General features: G+C 44.7%; 13 protein-coding genes. 6 read left to right on the plus strand and 7 right to left on the minus strand.

From position 1 onward, the window contains the following. Positions 1-125: 125 nt before the first annotated feature. On the minus strand, positions 126-2345 hold the full coding sequence (locus tag F6I03_RS00740; protein WP_150983033.1) for an LPXTG cell wall anchor domain-containing protein: 2220 nt from the start codon (positions 2343-2345) through the stop codon (positions 126-128). A gap of 249 nt (positions 2346-2594) precedes the next feature. Here F6I03_RS00740 and F6I03_RS00745 point away from each other — a divergent pair, with 249 nt between their 5' ends. From F6I03_RS00745 to F6I03_RS00755, 3 genes are read left to right on the plus strand one after another with little or no spacing between them, the layout of a single operon-like run. Then, positions 2595-3350: a class I SAM-dependent methyltransferase gene (locus F6I03_RS00745; protein ID WP_070626021.1), complete on the plus strand. Its 756-nt coding sequence runs from the start codon at positions 2595-2597 to the stop codon at positions 3348-3350. A 21-nt stretch (positions 3351-3371) separates the two neighbouring features. Continuing rightward, on the plus strand, positions 3372-3683 hold the full coding sequence (locus F6I03_RS00750; RefSeq protein WP_083290559.1) for a hypothetical protein: 312 nt from the start codon (positions 3372-3374) through the stop codon (positions 3681-3683). A gap of 12 nt (positions 3684-3695) precedes the next feature. After that, positions 3696-4022: a cupin domain-containing protein gene (locus F6I03_RS00755; protein ID WP_083309235.1), complete on the plus strand. Its 327-nt coding sequence runs from the start codon at positions 3696-3698 to the stop codon at positions 4020-4022. A gap of 285 nt (positions 4023-4307) precedes the next feature. On the opposite strand, the gene F6I03_RS00760 is transcribed toward F6I03_RS00755, so the two are convergent. From F6I03_RS00760 to F6I03_RS00775, 4 genes are read right to left on the minus strand one after another with little or no spacing between them, the layout of a single operon-like run. Continuing rightward, the gene (locus tag F6I03_RS00760; protein ID WP_070430926.1) at positions 4308-5129 is read right to left on the minus strand and encodes a PTS system mannose/fructose/sorbose family transporter subunit IID; all 822 of its coding nucleotides are present in this window, start codon (positions 5127-5129) and stop codon (positions 4308-4310) included. Positions 5130-5144: 15 nt separating this feature from the next. Next, on the minus strand, positions 5145-6032 hold the full coding sequence (locus F6I03_RS00765; protein ID WP_070430925.1) for a PTS mannose/fructose/sorbose/N-acetylgalactosamine transporter subunit IIC: 888 nt from the start codon (positions 6030-6032) through the stop codon (positions 5145-5147). 11 nt (positions 6033-6043) lie between these two features. Further along, positions 6044-6535: a PTS system mannose/fructose/N-acetylgalactosamine-transporter subunit IIB gene (locus F6I03_RS00770; RefSeq protein WP_070430924.1), complete on the minus strand. Its 492-nt coding sequence runs from the start codon at positions 6533-6535 to the stop codon at positions 6044-6046. Between the two features lie 29 nt (positions 6536-6564). After that, a complete protein-coding gene (locus tag F6I03_RS00775; RefSeq protein ID WP_070430923.1) occupies positions 6565-6963 on the minus strand; it encodes a PTS sugar transporter subunit IIA in 399 nt (132 codons plus the stop codon). Between the two features lie 198 nt (positions 6964-7161). Here F6I03_RS00775 and deoC point away from each other — a divergent pair, with 198 nt between their 5' ends. Beyond that, positions 7162-7872: a deoxyribose-phosphate aldolase gene (gene deoC, locus F6I03_RS00780; RefSeq protein ID WP_070430922.1), complete on the plus strand. Its 711-nt coding sequence runs from the start codon at positions 7162-7164 to the stop codon at positions 7870-7872. 64 nt (positions 7873-7936) lie between these two features. Then, entirely contained in the window at positions 7937-8644 is a 708-nt protein-coding gene (locus F6I03_RS00785) for a GntR family transcriptional regulator (protein WP_070430921.1), read from the plus strand. Between the two features lie 88 nt (positions 8645-8732). Here the strand turns inward: F6I03_RS00785 and F6I03_RS00790 are convergent, their stop codons facing one another. After that, on the minus strand, positions 8733-13733 hold the full coding sequence (locus tag F6I03_RS00790; RefSeq protein WP_070430920.1) for an endo-alpha-N-acetylgalactosaminidase family protein: 5001 nt from the start codon (positions 13731-13733) through the stop codon (positions 8733-8735). A gap of 350 nt (positions 13734-14083) precedes the next feature. Here F6I03_RS00790 and F6I03_RS00795 point away from each other — a divergent pair, with 350 nt between their 5' ends. Further along, entirely contained in the window at positions 14084-15919 is a 1836-nt protein-coding gene (locus tag F6I03_RS00795) for an ATP-dependent helicase (RefSeq protein ID WP_070430919.1), read from the plus strand. A gap of 183 nt (positions 15920-16102) precedes the next feature. On the opposite strand, the gene F6I03_RS00800 is transcribed toward F6I03_RS00795, so the two are convergent. Further along, positions 16103-16921, minus strand: a complete 819-nt coding sequence (locus tag F6I03_RS00800; protein ID WP_070430918.1) for a hypothetical protein — start codon at positions 16919-16921, stop codon at positions 16103-16105.

Genomic DNA, 16921 nt, shown 5'->3' on the forward strand with positions numbered 1-16921 from the left:
TCAGGTTTAGTTTATAGGACTAGGCTTGGCGGTTTTTTTCTTGTGGGAGAAAGGTAAAAGCAGCTTCACCCTTGTGTTGTGAAGCTGCTAGGTTAAGTTTTTGAAAAATTTATACTGTTAAAGTCCTAATGCCTTCTAGCCTTGAAGCTGAGCAGACTGCCGATAGCGACCAAGCTGAGTCCGAGTCCGGCAATGGTGTAGGCCCCTGTTTGGGGAAGCTTGCTTTGAGTGGATGGCTTCTTAGCGACTTGAGTGGGTTCAGCTGGCTGATGACTTGCTGTAGCTAAGGCGCCCATGCCATGAGGGGCTTGGCTGTTAGCTTGATGGTCAGGCTTCGCTTTGCCTTCTTCGATAGAAGTTGGCATCTGTTTGCCTTGGCCAAGCGTTGGTTGATTGGTAGGGTCTTGCTTTGCTTTCGCTGCTTTTTCTGGTTGGAGATCGGTCTGCTGAGGAGCTGGCTGATCGTGACTTGGCTTAGGAGCCGTATCTGTCCCTAGGCTGCTTTGAGAGGGGTTATAGCTTGAGCCGCTATCTGGTTCAGTAGGGGCTTCGGGCGCTTGCGCCCAGACAAAGATGGGATTGGAGTAGAACCATAAGTCACTATAGTTGCGGTCGTTGACCTCGTTGAGGTGGACAGCCATCCGTTCCACGTAGGAAGCATCCGATTCGCCTTCCTCTTGCTGCGGTTTGGTCAGGTGGTAGTCGGGGAGGGGGTTGCCCTCAGCGTCTGTTTCACCTGGTACATTCAAGCCGTGGTTGGTCCCCCGGAGTCGGTAATAGCGGTCTTGGTCCACTTGGATAGGAAGAATCACTGTGTAGTAACCCTCTGCATCCTTTTCACCAAATTGGTCGCGGTCGATGCGGTAGATAACTTCTGCTGTTGGATTGGTCGCCTGGGTCTTATCAGCGCTCGGGCCCAAAATGCGCCCAGAAATCACATCGATATGGTCGAGCTGAGGTTGGTTAGTCACAACTGACTGGTGGTCAGGCGTGATGGGCTTGTAATTATTAACCGTACCTTCTTTAAAGCGGATGACGAGCCTGGCGTCTTGACCGTGCTGGGCCTTCAAATCACCGCCCATGACTGCTTTCTGGTCGGCTTGTTCGATGCTGAATTCAAGGCCTGTGATCAAATCCCCGTAGACACTGAAGGACTGTCCGGCCCGCATGCCATCTGCCACATCTTCGAAAGTATTCCCCTCGACATAGGTGTAGGTGCGTGAATACTCACTGGGCCAGTAGCCCGAGCTGTAGAACCGGTTGTCACTCACCTTGAAGTGGAAATCGGAATTGGCGAAATTATAGAGGTGGCGGCCTTCTCCTAAGAGGGCATCCCAGACCCCACCGACTTCTGCAATCATCTTATCCGCGCCCCCTAAGGTATAACCGTTCGGGAGTTCAGCCCGGTCGTAGCCTAGCTGGTTGCCCGGCATCCCCTCGAGCCCAATAAAAACATCGGGTGCTGTGTCGTGCATCTTGCGCAGGTGTTCAATCCGCACCTCGCCACTACCTTCCGCGTGGCGGGAAGGGTGGTTGGCGATGACGATAGACTTAGGATAGTTCTCTTGCAGCCAGTGGAGCCCCTTGAAGGTATTATTAATATCTGCCTTCTCATTCTGACGGTCACCGAATTTCTCCTGTTCATTGTTATGGAAGACCTCGGTTGGGGTATCATAGGCAAACTTCCACTCGAACTCTTGGATGGCTTCAATCGGGACGCGGTTGCTTCCCGCTTCTATAATCCCCACTGTCCCATGGTCGAGTTGGAACATATCCCATTCAAAGCCGGAATAGAAGATCTTCCCTTTGTACTTGCCTGCTTCCTTCAACTGGTTAAAGCTTTCCACTTGTTGCTCAATCACCTTGTACTGGGGCGTAACTTCTTCCTGGCCTTGAGGATTGCGCGAAGACTTGCGCAAATGATCCGCCACCATTAAATAATCGAAGCCGCCATTGTGGTCGAGACTTGCTTGACCGGCAGCTGGAATCTGGTCGACATCTTCTCGGTAGGCTGCATTTAGAATGTTTTCAAATTCATTATAGGACGCATTCGCATCATTAGAAGACGTGGTGTGTACGTGGACCTCGCCACTGGTCCACCGCCCCTGATTAGGGATCGCAGGATCATCAATAATCTGCCCCGGCGCTTCTACTGACGACGCTGGCAAGCTTCGGGACTCAGCCCCCGAACTAAGAATAGAACTTGTCTGACTATCTACTGAGCCTGGATGGCTTGCAGTCTCAGCTGCCTGAACCTCATTAGCCGCAACAAAAATGGCCCCAGAAGCCATCAAGCTGAGTAGAAAGCGACTGGACTTGGTGCAAAAAAATTGGGGTGTATGCATGGACGAACCTCCTAAAAAAATAAGCGCTATGATTACATTTAATATAGCAAATGGATGTTGATAAGAGGTTAAAAGTTTGTGTGGATTGTGTAAAAATTAGAAAGTATAATTAAGTTATAAAAATAAAAACTGTTTGTGAGTTATTTAAACTAAAATTTTAGGAGGCGTTCACATCAAATTAACCAGCCCAATAGTTATGACTCATATGAGTACAATTGATGATCAAGTAAGAACTTTATGGAGGTTTCTATGGAGAAAATTAACACAATGCCTGGGCATGTTTTCTTAAAAAAATTGGGTCGCACAAAATTAAGACCAGGTGGAGGTCAAAAAACAGATTGGTTGTTGAATCAAGTCGATTGGACACAAGAGACAAAAGTACTTGAAGTAGCATGCAATCGAGCGGATAACCTTGTCCAAATATATATGGATCACCGCTGCCAAGTGACAGGGATTGACATTGATTCTCAAGTCATCCAAGAAGCTCAAGACAATTTGAATGTTTTAGGTCTGGATGCAGTCATTAACCTGCTAGAGATGGATGCTAAGAAACTTGATTTTGCAGATAATTCTTTCGATGTGGTAATTAATGAAGCCATGCTGACTATGCTAAATGACGAAGATAAATCAGCCTGTCTCAAAGAATATTACCGGATCCTAAAAAAAGGTGGGTTGTTGTTAACGCATGATGTAGCTATAGCAAAGGAACAAAGTCTAGCTAAAAAAATCGTTAGCAAGTTTGCCAATCGGCACGTACATCCATTGACTGTGGAGGCCTGGCATGAGCAGTTTCAAGAAGTGGGTTTCCAAAGACTTGTAGAAGAAGAAGGAAACATGCTTCTTTTAGATAAAGAAACGGTTATTAGAGATGAAGGTCCTAGTCGTGCTGCTGACTTCTTTCGTAATGGCATGAAAGGCGAAAATAAAATACGTTTTAAAATGATGCAAGAATTGAGTCAGCGATCAGGTATCCATTATCTTGTCATGGTTCATCAAAAAGTTTAATATGAAGAAAAGAGTGAGACAATGTTCACTGCTTTAAAAAAAGCGTGTTTACTTAATCAGGAAGACTTAATCCCTATTCGACCATACCAAACCCTTAGTAAAATTATTGCTCAATCGAAAGAGTGGAGCTTAGTCTTATTGAGTTTGGCTGAGGAAACTGATATTAGTGGGGAGTCTTATCCCAGCAATAAATTATATTTCTGTATAAACGGACAGGTACAGATAGCCAATCAGCTAGTGGAAAAGGGACAAGCCGTCTTGTATCCTAAGAACAAAGCCATAGCTATTGAGGCTGTGAAAGATAGTATTATTTTTGAATTTACAGAAAATTAAGGAGAGAAGCAAATGAAACATATTGAAAAAGGCCAAGTTATTTCCCTTAAAAATACGATTGATTATCTTGAAGGCGGCATTGCTAATATTGATTTTGTTTCTGGTAAAGAACATAAAATGATGGCCTTAGCTTTTGATGAAGGTCAAGGGCTAAAACCACATTGTGCGCCAGGCGATGCACTCGTTATTCCTTTAGAAGGGAAGGCAAAAGTCGAAGTTGGTGAAGAAGCCTTTAACATTGAAGTAGGACAACAAATTGTCTTCCCAAAAGGTGTGACTCACAGTGTGACAGCTCTAAGCCCCTATAAAATGTTATTGATTCTTTCTCTGGTAGATTAGCGGACAAAAGCTGCCTGTGCTTCGGCTCTATGAGACGCCAAATGCTGAGAGCTCTATTTGACCTTAATTAGACACATAATAAATTAAAAAATTGATGATAGAAGAGCGGAAAATTATGAAAGTGAAAAAATACTAAGTTGGGAATGTACCTTTTACTTGGATGCGGTCGTTAGAATCTAAAAGCCAGCTACACTTCTTATACTATTTTCTCTAAAGAGAAGATAGTCAGAAGTATAGCTGGCTTATTTTATGTTTGTAGGTATCCGGACCAAGTGTTCAGTCCTATTAGAAAATACCAATTAAACAGCCTACTGTAATAATGGCTGTTAAGATTAAGATGACTTTAGTTGCGGTCATTTGTTTAGCAGAGATGAGCCACCATGCAAAGAGAACCATGACAAGAGGAAGGATACCAGGGAAGATACCGTCGAGGACTTCTTGTAAGGCTTGGACTTCTTCCCCCATTGGGATATTGAGTTGGGTGGTGAGGTGGATAGTCGAAGCAGATAAGCCACCAATGACCATGATCCCTAAGACGTTGAAAGCTTCGGTAATGCGTGAAGCATTCTCGCCGATAATTGCATCAATGGCGTTAACTCCTAGACGGTAGCCGTACATGTAGCTGAAGTAGGAGATTGCAGTCCCCACGATGCCATAAGCAATGATATAGAAGATTGGCCCAATGGCGCTCCCGTTGGCTGCGAGTCCCATACCAATGGAGAGGAGCAGAGGAACAATGATCCCTTGAATGATCGAATCCCCAATCCCGGCTAGTGGACCCATTAGAGAGGTTTTAATATTTACCGGCATTTGTTCGTCAACATCTTCACCTAAGGCAATTTGTTCTTCAAGAGAAGTAACGATCCCATTGATAAGCTGGCCCGTTTGAGGTTCTGTGTTATAGAACATGGAGTGGCGGACGAGTAAGCGGCGCTTGCTTTCGGGGTCATTAGCATAGTATTTATTAGCGAAGGGCAGATAGGAGAAAGCCCAGGAATGCCCTTGGATCTTCTCATAGGACATGGAGGAAAGGTGGGTAAAGGCCCAGCGTCTCCATATTTGTCGTAATTCTTTTTTAGTTAGTTTTTGTTGGATATCGGTAGACATTTTGTACACTCCTTTCTAAAAGAGATCGTCATCTTCAAACCAGTCATCTTCACCTTCTATACTAACTGGCGAACTTGATGAGCTAGCAGACGATTCCTGCCTGCTCGTCGCTTCCTCTGTAACAGCACTGGCTACTTGTCCACTATTCTGTGAGGAGAGGTAAACTAAGTAAGCGACCAATGCAGCAATGAAGACGAGAGCAATCATACTTAAATCTGCAAAGGCTAGGAGAACGAAGCCTGCAAAGAAGAAGATGAGATGGAGTTTTTCTTTGATAACAATGGCCATGAGCATCGCAATCCCAAGAGCAGGAAGAACGCCACCGAGAACTGAAATAATATGAGTAACAATTTCTGGAACACTCTTCAAGAGGGCATCAACGAGGTCGCGACCAAAGTAGATTGCTAAGAAAATAGGCACCGCACGGATAAGGAAGGTGGTAATCTGTGGCAAAATAAAGTGGTTTAGGACTATTCCACGGTCGTCTAATTCTTCAGCAGCTTTTTGCGCCCGGTTGTTCCAGAAGGAGTAGAGAGCCATCCGGGTATTGTAGAAGATGAGGCCGAAAGTTTGTCCGATTAAAACAGATAAGGTTACTGCAATGGCTGGGTCTTTGGTGGTTGCTAAGGCTAGGCCAATCCCACCGTAAGAAGCATAGGTGATTTCAGAGTTGGTGGCTCCTCCGGTTGATAGGTTAGCGATGAAAACGCCTTGAACAGCTAGACCACAGAGAACGCCAGCTTGAACATCACCAAAAGCTAGACCGACTAATAAGCCCGCTACAAGAGGTCGTCCGACAATGTAGAAGCCACCTGTCATCCCTAGTAGAAGAGAGGACTCAATGGCACCTAAGTAACAAAATATAGCAGTGAGAAGCGCGGGTAGAAATAAACTTGTATCCATTATGATCCCTCCTATAAGCTATCAAATTTTTTCTTCATGCTTGCCCATGATTTCTTCTCATCATCTGGGAGCAATTGGAAGGAAATCTTAACTCCCTGTGACTCAATATAGTCAAAGGCTGCATAATCTTCCTCATCAATGGCAACCGTTCGCCCTAAAACCTTGGTCCCAGGGCGAGTATTCATAGGCCCAATATTGAGTTCATCACCAAAGCGAACGCCTGCTTTAAGTAAACTAGCAAAGTTCTGTGGTGAATCACTGATTAAGAAATAATTTTTATCCGAATCAATGGCTTTTTGAATGCGATCTGGACTTTGTTTTTCTGTATAAATGCCTAATTTATATTTTCCTGCCGCTGCTTTTAGAACACGGCGGCGTAATTTATCAGCATGAATCTTATCACTAACTACGAGAATACCGTAGCAGGGACGGGCTTTGGTCCAACGGGTTGTGGTTTGGCCATGAATAACCCGGTCATCGACACGTACAAGTGAAATTGTCATGGGAATTCCTCCTTTAAGGCTTGTTGTTCTTAGTCAGCAAGTAGATCATCCGTTGATTGGATACCATTTTGACCAAATTCTAGGGCAGTTGCCTTTAAGTCTTCTAGAGATAAGCTGGGTAGTCCCATTCCAACTTCAATTAACATGGGAAGGTTCAAGCCAGCAATGACACCTAGGCCCTGGCCATGTTCGAATTGGTAGGCTAAACTTTCGTTATAGGGAGTACCGCCCGGTAGGTCAACAAGTACCAGTACTTCGTCAGTCGCTAGGAGTTCATCTAGTGTTTGATGGAGACGGTTACGGAAGTCATCAATCCCTAGATCATTTAAAATGACAGTGGAAATACCAGTGCTATCACCAGCAATCATTTCATAACTCTGTAAGATACCTTCAGCAAAGTTTCCATGTGTTGCAAGTAGTAATTTCATAATAAAGAAACCCCTTTCAAAAATTATCTTTATTTTATGTTATTACATAATAAGAGGAATGTCAATCTGATTATTAAATAAAAGTAAATTTTAAAAGACTTAATTTAAATGAATGTATGCGCTTTTATTTTTAGTGTTGACTTTTTGTATAATTGATTTTAATATTATTATGTAATTACATATCTAGGAGGATTAACTATGGCTGAATATACTCTTGACCAACTTTGCCGTTTGATTGATCATACAAATTTAAAAGCTTATGCTGATTCAGAGGCTATTAAAGCGCTTTGTGAAGAGGCTAAAAGCTATCATTTTAAGATGGTGGCTATTAATCAAACTCAAACTAAGCTCTGTGCTGAAGTCTTATCAGGCACAGATATCCATGTTGGAGCGGCAATTGCCTTCCCATTAGGACAAACAACGATAGCTGCAAAGTGTTTTGAAACTAAGGACGCTATTGCGAATGGGGCAGATGAAATTGACTATGTTATTAATATCACAGAATTAAAAGATAAAAATTATGCTTATATTCAGGAAGAAATGGAAGCAATTGTTGACATTTGTCGAGAAGCACAGGTTATTTCTAAAGTTATTTTTGAAAATTGTTATTTAACTAAGGATGAAATAAGAAAAGTAGCGGAAATCGCCAGGGAGGTTAAGCCTGACTTTATTAAGACGTCGACAGGCTTTGGTACCAGTGGTGCAAGGGTTGAAGATGTACGCTTGATGAAAGAAATAGTTGGGGACACAGTAAAAGTTAAGGCTGCTGGAGGAATTCGTGATGCTGATAGCTTCCTTGAAATGATTGCTGCTGGGGCAGAAAGAATCGGTTGCAGTTCTGGAATTCATATTATTGACGAGCTAAAAGACCGGTTAGAAAGAGAAAAGATTGACAAAATCGAAATTTAACGGTATAACAAATCGATGAGCATGCGTTCATCGATTTTTATTTTGACCAGAAAAAGGAGATTCTATGAGTAAATTACACGAACAAGTTGCCAATGACCTGCGTAAGAAAATCGAAAATGGGACCTATCCAGAAAATTCTTTAATCCCCAAGGAATTGGACTTAGTGAAGGAGTATGAAGTCAGCCGAACAACTATTCGGACAGCTATCCAAACCCTAGTTAATGAAGGCTATCTCCATCGTAAGAAGAAGGCGGGCACCAAGGTTATTAGCAATAAAATTGATCAAAGTTTCACTCATATTATTGAATCCTATAATGATGAAATGAAACGAAAAGGTCTTGATCCATCGACTCAGGTAATTAGTCAGATGGTTGTTTCCGCTGACGAAGAAGTTGCTGAAGCACTAGAAATACCTGATCAAGCACTTGTGATTAAGCTCATTCGTCTTCGTTTCAGTAATGAAATGCCAGTCGTTCTGGTGACTACCTATATTCCTTATGAAGGGAATGAAGCATTAGAACACGTTGATTTTACTAGCCAGAGTTTCTACCATACACTTAAAGAAATGGACAAAGAAATTACCCAAATCAAACGCCACTTAGAAATTACAAAAGCAACAGAAACAGAGGCGGCTTTGCTCAATGTTGCTCCCGAAGATCCACTCTATTACTTTAAATCAGTAGCTCGCCTAGAAGACAATACCGCGATTGAATATTCCAAGTCCAAGTATCGAGGGGATATTAATTCTTTTAGCTTTGTTATTCGTGTATAAGTGTTTGTTTGAGAAATAATATTCACTCAAAAAGCCCGACTCAACCATGAGCCGGGCTTTAATCTCTTATTCAGCTAATCTTCCTATTCTATTTTCTTTCCTTACTTTTTCTAGTAAGGAAGAAGGCACCGAGAGAGAGGGCGCTCAGTCCGCTGATGAGGACTTGCAGGCTAGTGTATCCTGCGCCTGTTGCGGGTAATTCATTGCCTTGCTTGTCACCTGCAAGCTGGTAGGCAGGGGACGGAGTGCTTGTCCGTGGGGATCCTAACCCTTTAAGGCCTTTGCTTTGGCCTTCTGTATTTAAGCGACTGGAGACCTTAACCTTTCTTGGCTCCTTAGCTTGGTCCCTTGAGCTTTCTGGACTCTCCTTAAGAGGGTCGCTTGTCGGCTCATCTTCTGCTTTGACTGCAGGGGAAGGTGAAGGGTGTGCTTGGTCTTTGATTTCATTTGCAGCTGAGTCGCTTGTTTCCGAAGCTTCTTGATCAACTTGGTCGCCGCTTGCTTGATCTTGGTCAGGCATTTGATCTGTGTCTTCGTTCTCAATCTCTTGGTCAGAGGAGGAATCATCCGGACGAGGTTCAAGCTCTTGGTCTTCGCTACCGTCTGCGCTGCCTGGATCTTCTTCCTCAGTGACAGGGCGACGGACCAGATTACTTTCAGCTCGGTCAAGTTCTTCGATGAGCGCGTCGACTTGGTCGCGCGAGAGTTGATCGATGTCGGCTTGCTGGAGAGCTTCCAGGGCTTCTTGGTAAGCTGCTAGGGAATCTGGAGTATAGGCTTCTGGATTGTGGACTTGAGCTTGGTCTAAGCGATCTTGGATGCGTTCTTGGACTTCTGCTTTCAATTCTTCTTCTGACAATAATGCAGTGACTTTTAGATTATCTAGCATGAAGTCTTTGTAAGAGGCGAAGTTAGCTTCGCCACCGCTTTTACCTTTAGTATCTGCTGCTTTGGCTGTTGAGAAGATCCCAATATAGGTCTGGCCGTTATCAGCACCTGTTAAGGAGAACGTTACCGTTTTTGGCTCGGAGGAATCTTCCCAAGTGTTGCTGAGCGGATGAATGATAAGGTCTTCAGGCCCCTTGTATTCGCCGTTCCCAATGACAAAGGCATAGGTTCCATCTGAACCGGCTTCGTATTGGAAGCTCACTTCATAATCGCGACCTGGCTTAAAGCGAAGGGTTTGCGGAATAGTCCGGTAGACCAAGTTGTTGGCACCCACTAAGCCATTGGTCTTAACGGACCACTTGCCATCTATTACGTCCGAAATGACCTTCCCATTAAAGCCACGTTGTGTGTAAGGGGCATTTTTCTCGGAAAGGTGGGTGCGGTTGTCTTCAACACCTTCGATTGGTCCGATGACGAAGGGATAGATCCCATGGGCTACTTGCTCAAAGTCTTGGAAGAAGACACGGGCATCTTTTGTGTCATGCTGGTTGTCGAATAGGTTTGACTGGTTCTCAACTACTCGGATGTCATCGACATAGGTCTTCTGATCTGCTGCCGGACGTTTTAGGGTCAAGTAGATTGGGCTAACGTCATCGGCAGGGGTGAAGTAGAGGAAGGCGTCTTGGAAATAGGATGTGTTGTTGACCGTAGCATTCTTTGGCAGTGTATTGTGAGCATAGGCCTTGACGTAATTAGGGGCGACGGATTGGCCAGCAACTTGTCGCCAGGTTTTATCCCCTTGACGGATAATGACTTCTAGAGGCTGGTTGCTCCGGTTATCGATACCGAGGCTCAAAGCATAGCTCTGGCCTGCCTTCAAGCCGGTCAGCTCTTGGCTTAGGCTAACGCCCTCTTGCTTATTGGTGAAGCTAAGCATGGGGTTGTCACCTTGGGAACGCTCGATCTTGGCCCCATCGCTTTGCCCTTCGATATGCCAGTGGGAGAGGGTCCCACTATTGAATCCGGGGTCAATAACAGCCTCACCTTGTCCATAAGTGACTTGTTTCGGTTTTTGGGGCTGGGTATAGAGGACGTAGGGTGTGCCTCCCTTGAGCTGGAGATGGATCTGACCGGCAGATACGTCGACCTTTTGCGGATTGGCTAGGCCGAGGTCAGTGAGCTCGTAAACATAGACTTGATCAGCAGCTAGCGTGTCAGCGACCGTCCAAGTTGTAGCCTGGTCTTGGCCAGCATAGTAATACATCTTTTGCTTGTCTGCTGGAAGTAATTGGCCGTTTTGATCCCATTTCCAGGGGATTAGATAGCTGTTACCATCTAAGATCTTCCGTCCATTCAAGGTCATGATACGCCGTTGGTAGTCGGGGTGGTTGACATCGTTTGAGGCCCGTTCAATGGTTAAATGGTTCTTATCATCGTCTTCTAAGTCAATGCGCATCTCAGGGGTCCAATAATAAGTTTCCCCGTTATCTGACATTTTAACGGGCTCCCCGTTCTCCCAACGTGTTACTTTGAAGTGTTGAATGAATTTGGTTGGCACATTCGTTTCAAATAAGTTTTGGATATAGCCCTTGTAGTCGCTGCGGCCTTGCCAACCCTCAAAGTCCATCATGTCATAACCGAATAAGAGGGGAGCGACAGCAGCGCCGCCGTAGCTTGGGAAGTGGCCGACCCAGGCATCTTTTTGGTGGTTGCGGATAAAGCGGGTAATCGGAGAATTGATGCCCTTCAAGCTATAGCCACCATAAGTGAGGTCGGCTGCCCAGTGTTGGAAGGTCGAGTCGTATTCTCCGGCATAGCCCCATTCGAAGGCAGCCCGCCAGCCCAAGTCATTGATTTCTTTGGCTAACTGGTGGGTGGCCCAAGCGGAGTTATCACCTGACTGGCCATTGCCCCAGACGTCAACGTAGATAAAGTCTAAGTCATCACCGATGAGTTCTCTAAGATCTTTGAAGCGGTCATAGCGGCCATGGGCTAGGTCATAGTCCGCTTGAATGTTAACGCCTTGGTCCAACCAATTCCAGCCATATGCATAGGAGCCATCAGGATTCTTGCGCAAGCGTTCAGGTTCAAAGTACTTAGATTCAGGATAAGTTTCTGAGGCGTTGACGTGGATGCCTAATTTAGCCCCATAATCTTTAGCCCAATGGAGGAGCTTCTTGAAGTCTTCCACGCCACCCATCCGCTGACCGATATTGGCGTAATCTAAGTGCCCAGAGTCGTGACCTTCTGACCCGTAACCCTTTAAGAGAACGGATTGGCCGAGGCCATCGGTATGTAAGTAAACTTTCTTAATGCCGTCTAAGGTCATAAGGAAGGGGTTTTGGGCCTGGCTGCCGAAGTTCATGGCGATGCGGTAAGCAACAAGATCCGGCACATCTTCCCATCCTTGGGGGTTGTTCATTACATCTCGGTAGGCAATCGCTGCATCCTGCCAGTCGACAACTTGGTCATCGTTGCGGTCAGTGGAGAGGACGATGGTAGCCTTAGGTAAATCCCAAGTGCGTTCAGGGAGCACCTTGTCGCCATAGGAAAGTTGGTAGATATAGGGTGAACTCGTGATGCCTAAATAGTTTGTATCGCCATAAGTTTCTTTGCCGACAGTCAGTCGGGTATAGTCATTACCACCTCCACCGTAGTTATACTGGGAGTTGCTCCAGACTCCTGCGGCGAGTTTAGGATTGGAGACAAATCCGTACATGAAGCCCGTCGAGGGAACATCGATCATCGGATTAGTCACATCCAGGTGAACATCTCCTGACTGGTGGGTATTGGTTGACATCCGGGCGCCATCAAAGCGGGATCCGGCTTCCTTGGAGGAGGCAGAAACTAAATAATTGCCTGGAAGATCAACTGTCAAAATTAATTGCAGGGGATGGTCGATCGATTGACCAGGCATAATATTGTGGCGGTTATGAATATCTACAACGTCAAAGTGTACTTTGTTGTCATCGACCTTGATTTGATAGGTAATGGCCGCATCAATTAAACGATCCTCTGATTGAACATCCAAAACATACTGCGCGGTGCTGGCATCAATCTTTTGATAGCTGACCTCAGGAACGAAGTCCAGGTGGTTGATGCGGATGACATTGGTGGGCTGAACTTGTCCGTATAATTGCCCGCCCTTGTAGTGGTAAGAGTGAATCCGGGGAAAGGCTTGGTCAATCTTTATCTGTAGGTCTTCTGATTCTAGGGTATCGTAGGTCACATCCTCATCAGCAATGGCAGGACCTGTTTCGATTTCCTCATCCACTGGTAGAGACACGTCTTCTTGGTTATCAGTTTTGACATCGATGATACTTGAACCTTGGTCAGTTGCTTTGACTTGCAGGTAGGCTTGGGGATTGGCCTTCAAATTGTCCATGACACTCTGGGGTAAGTTGATGGTGTCGAAGAGTTTGACCCCATTGTTGCTGGCATTTAATTGCCCATCGGCTTTAAGGCTGATGAGGACTTGGTTCTTCTCATCTCTTGAGGGGGCTTCTGTGCGGTGGTTGACGAGCTTATCCTCACGTTCAGGGCTTCGGTAGGACCAGAACCAACCTTCTGGATCATAACCAACGTAGAGGTGATGGTCTGCTTGGTCACGGCCTAGGAAGAGCCCAAATTGCGTCCCAGGGCCTTCCGTCCGATCCACAAAATTGAGGGTATAATTGGCACTGCCGTCTTCGTTGGCCTTCATGCCTTCCTTAACGTAGAGACTTTCTGCTTCCGTGCTCAGTCGGAGATAGCGCGTGCCTTCCTCTTCAACGATTTCTTTATTGCCCTTTTCAGTAACTTGTTGCCACTCATTAGCTGCTTGCTCTTCTGGACTTAAGCTCTCTGTATCCGCACTTCTGCTAGCACGAGCTTCCGTCTCCCCCTCTGCAGAAGTGGGGTCGACTTCCTCCTTAACTGTCTCCTCCGGCTTGGCCTGTTCAGGGGCAGGGCTGCTTGCTTCTCGTGAACTTGCTTCTGCTTCTCTTAAGTCTTCAGACGCGGTGTCTTGACTTTGACTTGTTGTCGAGTAGGTCTCACTGGCCGAATCTTCAGCAGCTACTACTGTTTGGCTCTGGCTCGCTATCATGAGCCCAATCGTACAAGAGATTAAGCCATAGCAGGTCTTGCGCAGGGCATAGCGGGGTTCTTGCCGCTGTGACCGATTCTTCCGTTCTTTCCAATTACGTGATGAAAGCATCATGGATTTCCTCCCTTATTCATTCAAACATTAAATAACATACTGTTATTAAACTAACATATGAAAACGCTTTATTCAATAGATAAGCGGGTAAAATGTTTTTAATTGTTTGGATAAGTGAATAAAGATAGCGGAAATCAAACAATCAAACATATTTTGTTACAAAGAATTGAGAACTAAGCTAAAGCCAGATCAATTTAAAATCTTCAATTCTTCTAATAAGGAGCTCAATCGTACTATTCAGGAGTGAATAAACAATTGGATGACTTCCTATGATAAGATAATTTTAAATTATTGAATTATTTTAGAATTTATCTAATTTAATCTTTAGATTTAGAAGAGGAGCATGGCAAATGACTGTTAAATTGATTCCTGACTATAATGAAATTTTAAAATTCAAAGTCCCTTTAACGACTGGGGAAAAACAAATGGTAGATTGTTTGGTCAGCTATTTAGAAAGCATTCCCTATAGAGATTTTGAGATCTATGTCCAACCAAATCTTTTCTTTAAGAGACCAGATATTGTTGTTTTGGAACCCAACCGGTCACTTTGGATTATTGAGGTGAAAGATTATCAACCATCCTCATATATGGTTATAGATAATAATGGGGAGATGACTTGGAGACTTAGAAAAGATGAAAGGGTTCATGCCTATCCGTTTAGGCAAGTAGAAGAGTATCGGAGAGATTTATTGGAATATGCCAGCCCTCTAACCCAACAAAGTATTGATTCGAAAGACGAACAGGGTAAACAGCGATTTGGTTGCCTGATTAGAAGTGCTTTATTTTTATCGAACTATAGTCAGGCTGACATCGCTAAGCAAAAAATAAAAAATCAATATATTAAAGTCTGGGGTAAAGAAATTCTTCAGAACCAGTCAGGTCTCAAAAAATTCTTTGAACCCATCTATAAAGAAAATCTTTGCCTCTCCTCCCGAGAGACTTGTGACTTTCGTATGATATTAAATCCAGGCGAAAATGGGAAAAATGAACCAGAAAAAGACTTTAAAAATATAAAATATAGAAATTTTGTCCAAAGTCGCCCCGGCAAGCAAAAGGCAAGAGGGAGTGCTGGTAGCGGGAAAACGACCTTACTGGCTAAAAGGGTAGCTAATGCTGCAGAGCGTTTAGAGACCAACCAGGCCATCCTAGTGACTTACTTCAACATTACAATTGGCAATTACTTACACGACAAAATTGTAGCTGAAGCAGGTAAGAACTTGCATGAATTAGGCGTCGATTTACAACATTTCAATAGCCTATTTCGCTGGAAAAGAGATGGGAATCGTTATTGGATCGCTTCGTTAAAAGAAATTGATAAAAAATATCAAGCCATCTTTATCGATGAAGGCCAAGATTTTGAGTATGAGTGGTTTAAAGTCCTTGAAGCTAGTTATTTAGCTGGCGACGGTGAATTTGTTATCTTTGCTGATCAAAACCAAAATATTTACGGGCAAAAGATGGAGCAGCAGGTTGATGATACAAGTATGACTTACCAATTACCCCGTACCCCTATCCCTGGACGTTGGAATTCCTTTGATATTAGTCACCGCCACAGTAATCCCATGATTACAACACTGGCTAATCACTTTGTAGATGCTTATTTAGATAAGACCATTTCTATTAGTGATGACGGTATATTTATTAATGAAGATGAAACATTAGCTAGTCAAAAAATTATCTATAATTATAGTGCCCATGATTTTGATGCGGATCTTGCAGCTCGAGAAGTCTATAGATATATGGAGGCAGTTGGTAATGCGGATTCAAACTTTTCTATCAATGACTTAGCTGTTCTATCGACTGATCGCAAGTTATTGCGCAGTTTAGAAAATAAGATGCGAGCAATGGGGGAAATTTTTAAAGACATATCGACAACCTTTCCTCCCATAAGTGATATTGACGATTCCAAGTATCAAAATCTTGATCAGAAAACGGATTACGATAAACCCTATAAGATGAAATTCTATCGAAATACTGGGGTTGTTAAGATGAGTACGATTCATAGCTTTAAAGGCTGGGAGTCGCCTTATGTTGTGCTCGTGATTCCAAGTCGAAAGAATTTAAGCGAAGATGAGCGAGTTAAACGACACGATTTGATCTATACAGGCATCACGCGTGCCAAAAAAGGTATCTATATTCTCAATTACGATCCAGCTTACCATGACTTCTTTAGACAATTATCTTAATTAAAGCTTAGCAAGCATTATGGAAGCTTCTGTGACCCTAGCCTTATCCCCATAATGATCAACTAAATTCCCGATCAAAACCAAGAAAAAGCCGCAGAAAAAGCCAGCCCATCCCTCTACCCAGCAATAGCTGGAGTAAAGGGGAAGGACTGGCTGTTTTTTATCAAGCTCGGCCAGTAGGTCCTAAATCCGAAAGCGCACATAAGCCCGGTCATCGAAGGAGGCAAAGTGGGCTTGCCCCCTGGTTGCTGGCCAATGGTCGATGAGATAGGGATCGGCTACTAAGAGCTCTTGGAGCTTGGCTTCGCTTGCTTCTAGTGTCGGGGCAAGTTCGGGATAGCCGTTGCTGGCTAGGACGATCTCGCTGGGGCTGTCGGAAGTGACCGGGATAATCTGGATGAGGTCTCTGGGGATAGGGTTGCCATTGAGGACGGCATAGCCATAGGGGCTGTCGCTTTGGTTAGCGAATGTTGTCATCCGGACCAACCAGGGCAGGATTTGCAGGCGGGCGCTGTCCTCTTGGGCGAAGTAGCTGGCAGGGTCCTGCTTATCGATCCGCATTTCGGTATAAGCGATTAAGCGGCGCATGTCGGAGAGGACCTGGTCGGCGGGTCGGGGCTTCTGGTAGTGCTGGCCATTAACTAAGGCTTGGCAGTCCCCAATCAACCAGATCTCTTGGCGCTGGAGACTATAGATCACGGCTACGGCTTGGAGACCTACCGCTTTGAGTTTGGGGTCTAGCTGCTTAGCGGCATAATAGTCCCGGATGCTCAGGTTAACTTCTCGGATGAAGTGGTCGCTGCTGGCCTTGGGAGGCAGGTCAGCTAGGACCTGGCGGATGATTTGGCCAGCGACTTTGCCTGGATTTTGACCGTCAAATTGAATGCTGGCCTTAGCGGATTCGCCATCGATGACCGCGATGAAGGCATCGGAAGTATAGATGATGTCTTCGCATAAGCGGGGCCCCGCCTTGCCTTGGACGAATTGTTCAATGATCTGCAT

It is taken from the genome of Aerococcus sanguinicola (genome assembly GCF_008726925.1).
GTDB lineage: Bacteria > Bacillota > Bacilli > Lactobacillales > Aerococcaceae > Aerococcus.

What these genes read in the sequence shown, in the direction of transcription:
- F6I03_RS00790 (WP_070430920.1), bottom strand. Translation starts at nt 13,733, where the DNA reads ATGATGCTTTCATCACGTAATTGGAAAGAACGGAAGAATCGGTCACAG.
- F6I03_RS00740 (WP_150983033.1), bottom strand. Translation starts at nt 2,345, where the DNA reads ATGCATACACCCCAATTTTTTTGCACCAAGTCCAGTCGCTTTCTACTC.
- F6I03_RS00760 (WP_070430926.1), bottom strand. Translation starts at nt 5,129, where the DNA reads ATGTCTACCGATATCCAACAAAAACTAACTAAAAAAGAATTACGACAA.
- F6I03_RS00745 (WP_070626021.1), top strand. Translation starts at nt 2,595, where the DNA reads ATGGAGAAAATTAACACAATGCCTGGGCATGTTTTCTTAAAAAAATTG.
- F6I03_RS00775 (WP_070430923.1), bottom strand. Translation starts at nt 6,963, where the DNA reads ATGAAATTACTACTTGCAACACATGGAAACTTTGCTGAAGGTATCTTA.
- F6I03_RS00795 (WP_070430919.1), top strand. Translation starts at nt 14,084, where the DNA reads ATGACTGTTAAATTGATTCCTGACTATAATGAAATTTTAAAATTCAAA.
- F6I03_RS00800 (WP_070430918.1), bottom strand. Translation starts at nt 16,921, where the DNA reads ATGCAGATCATTGAACAATTCGTCCAAGGCAAGGCGGGGCCCCGCTTA.
- F6I03_RS00765 (WP_070430925.1), bottom strand. Translation starts at nt 6,032, where the DNA reads ATGGATACAAGTTTATTTCTACCCGCGCTTCTCACTGCTATATTTTGT.
- F6I03_RS00770 (WP_070430924.1), bottom strand. Translation starts at nt 6,535, where the DNA reads ATGACAATTTCACTTGTACGTGTCGATGACCGGGTTATTCATGGCCAA.
- F6I03_RS00785 (WP_070430921.1), top strand. Translation starts at nt 7,937, where the DNA reads ATGAGTAAATTACACGAACAAGTTGCCAATGACCTGCGTAAGAAAATC.
- deoC (WP_070430922.1), top strand. Translation starts at nt 7,162, where the DNA reads ATGGCTGAATATACTCTTGACCAACTTTGCCGTTTGATTGATCATACA.
- F6I03_RS00755 (WP_083309235.1), top strand. Translation starts at nt 3,696, where the DNA reads ATGAAACATATTGAAAAAGGCCAAGTTATTTCCCTTAAAAATACGATT.
- F6I03_RS00750 (WP_083290559.1), top strand. Translation starts at nt 3,372, where the DNA reads ATGTTCACTGCTTTAAAAAAAGCGTGTTTACTTAATCAGGAAGACTTA.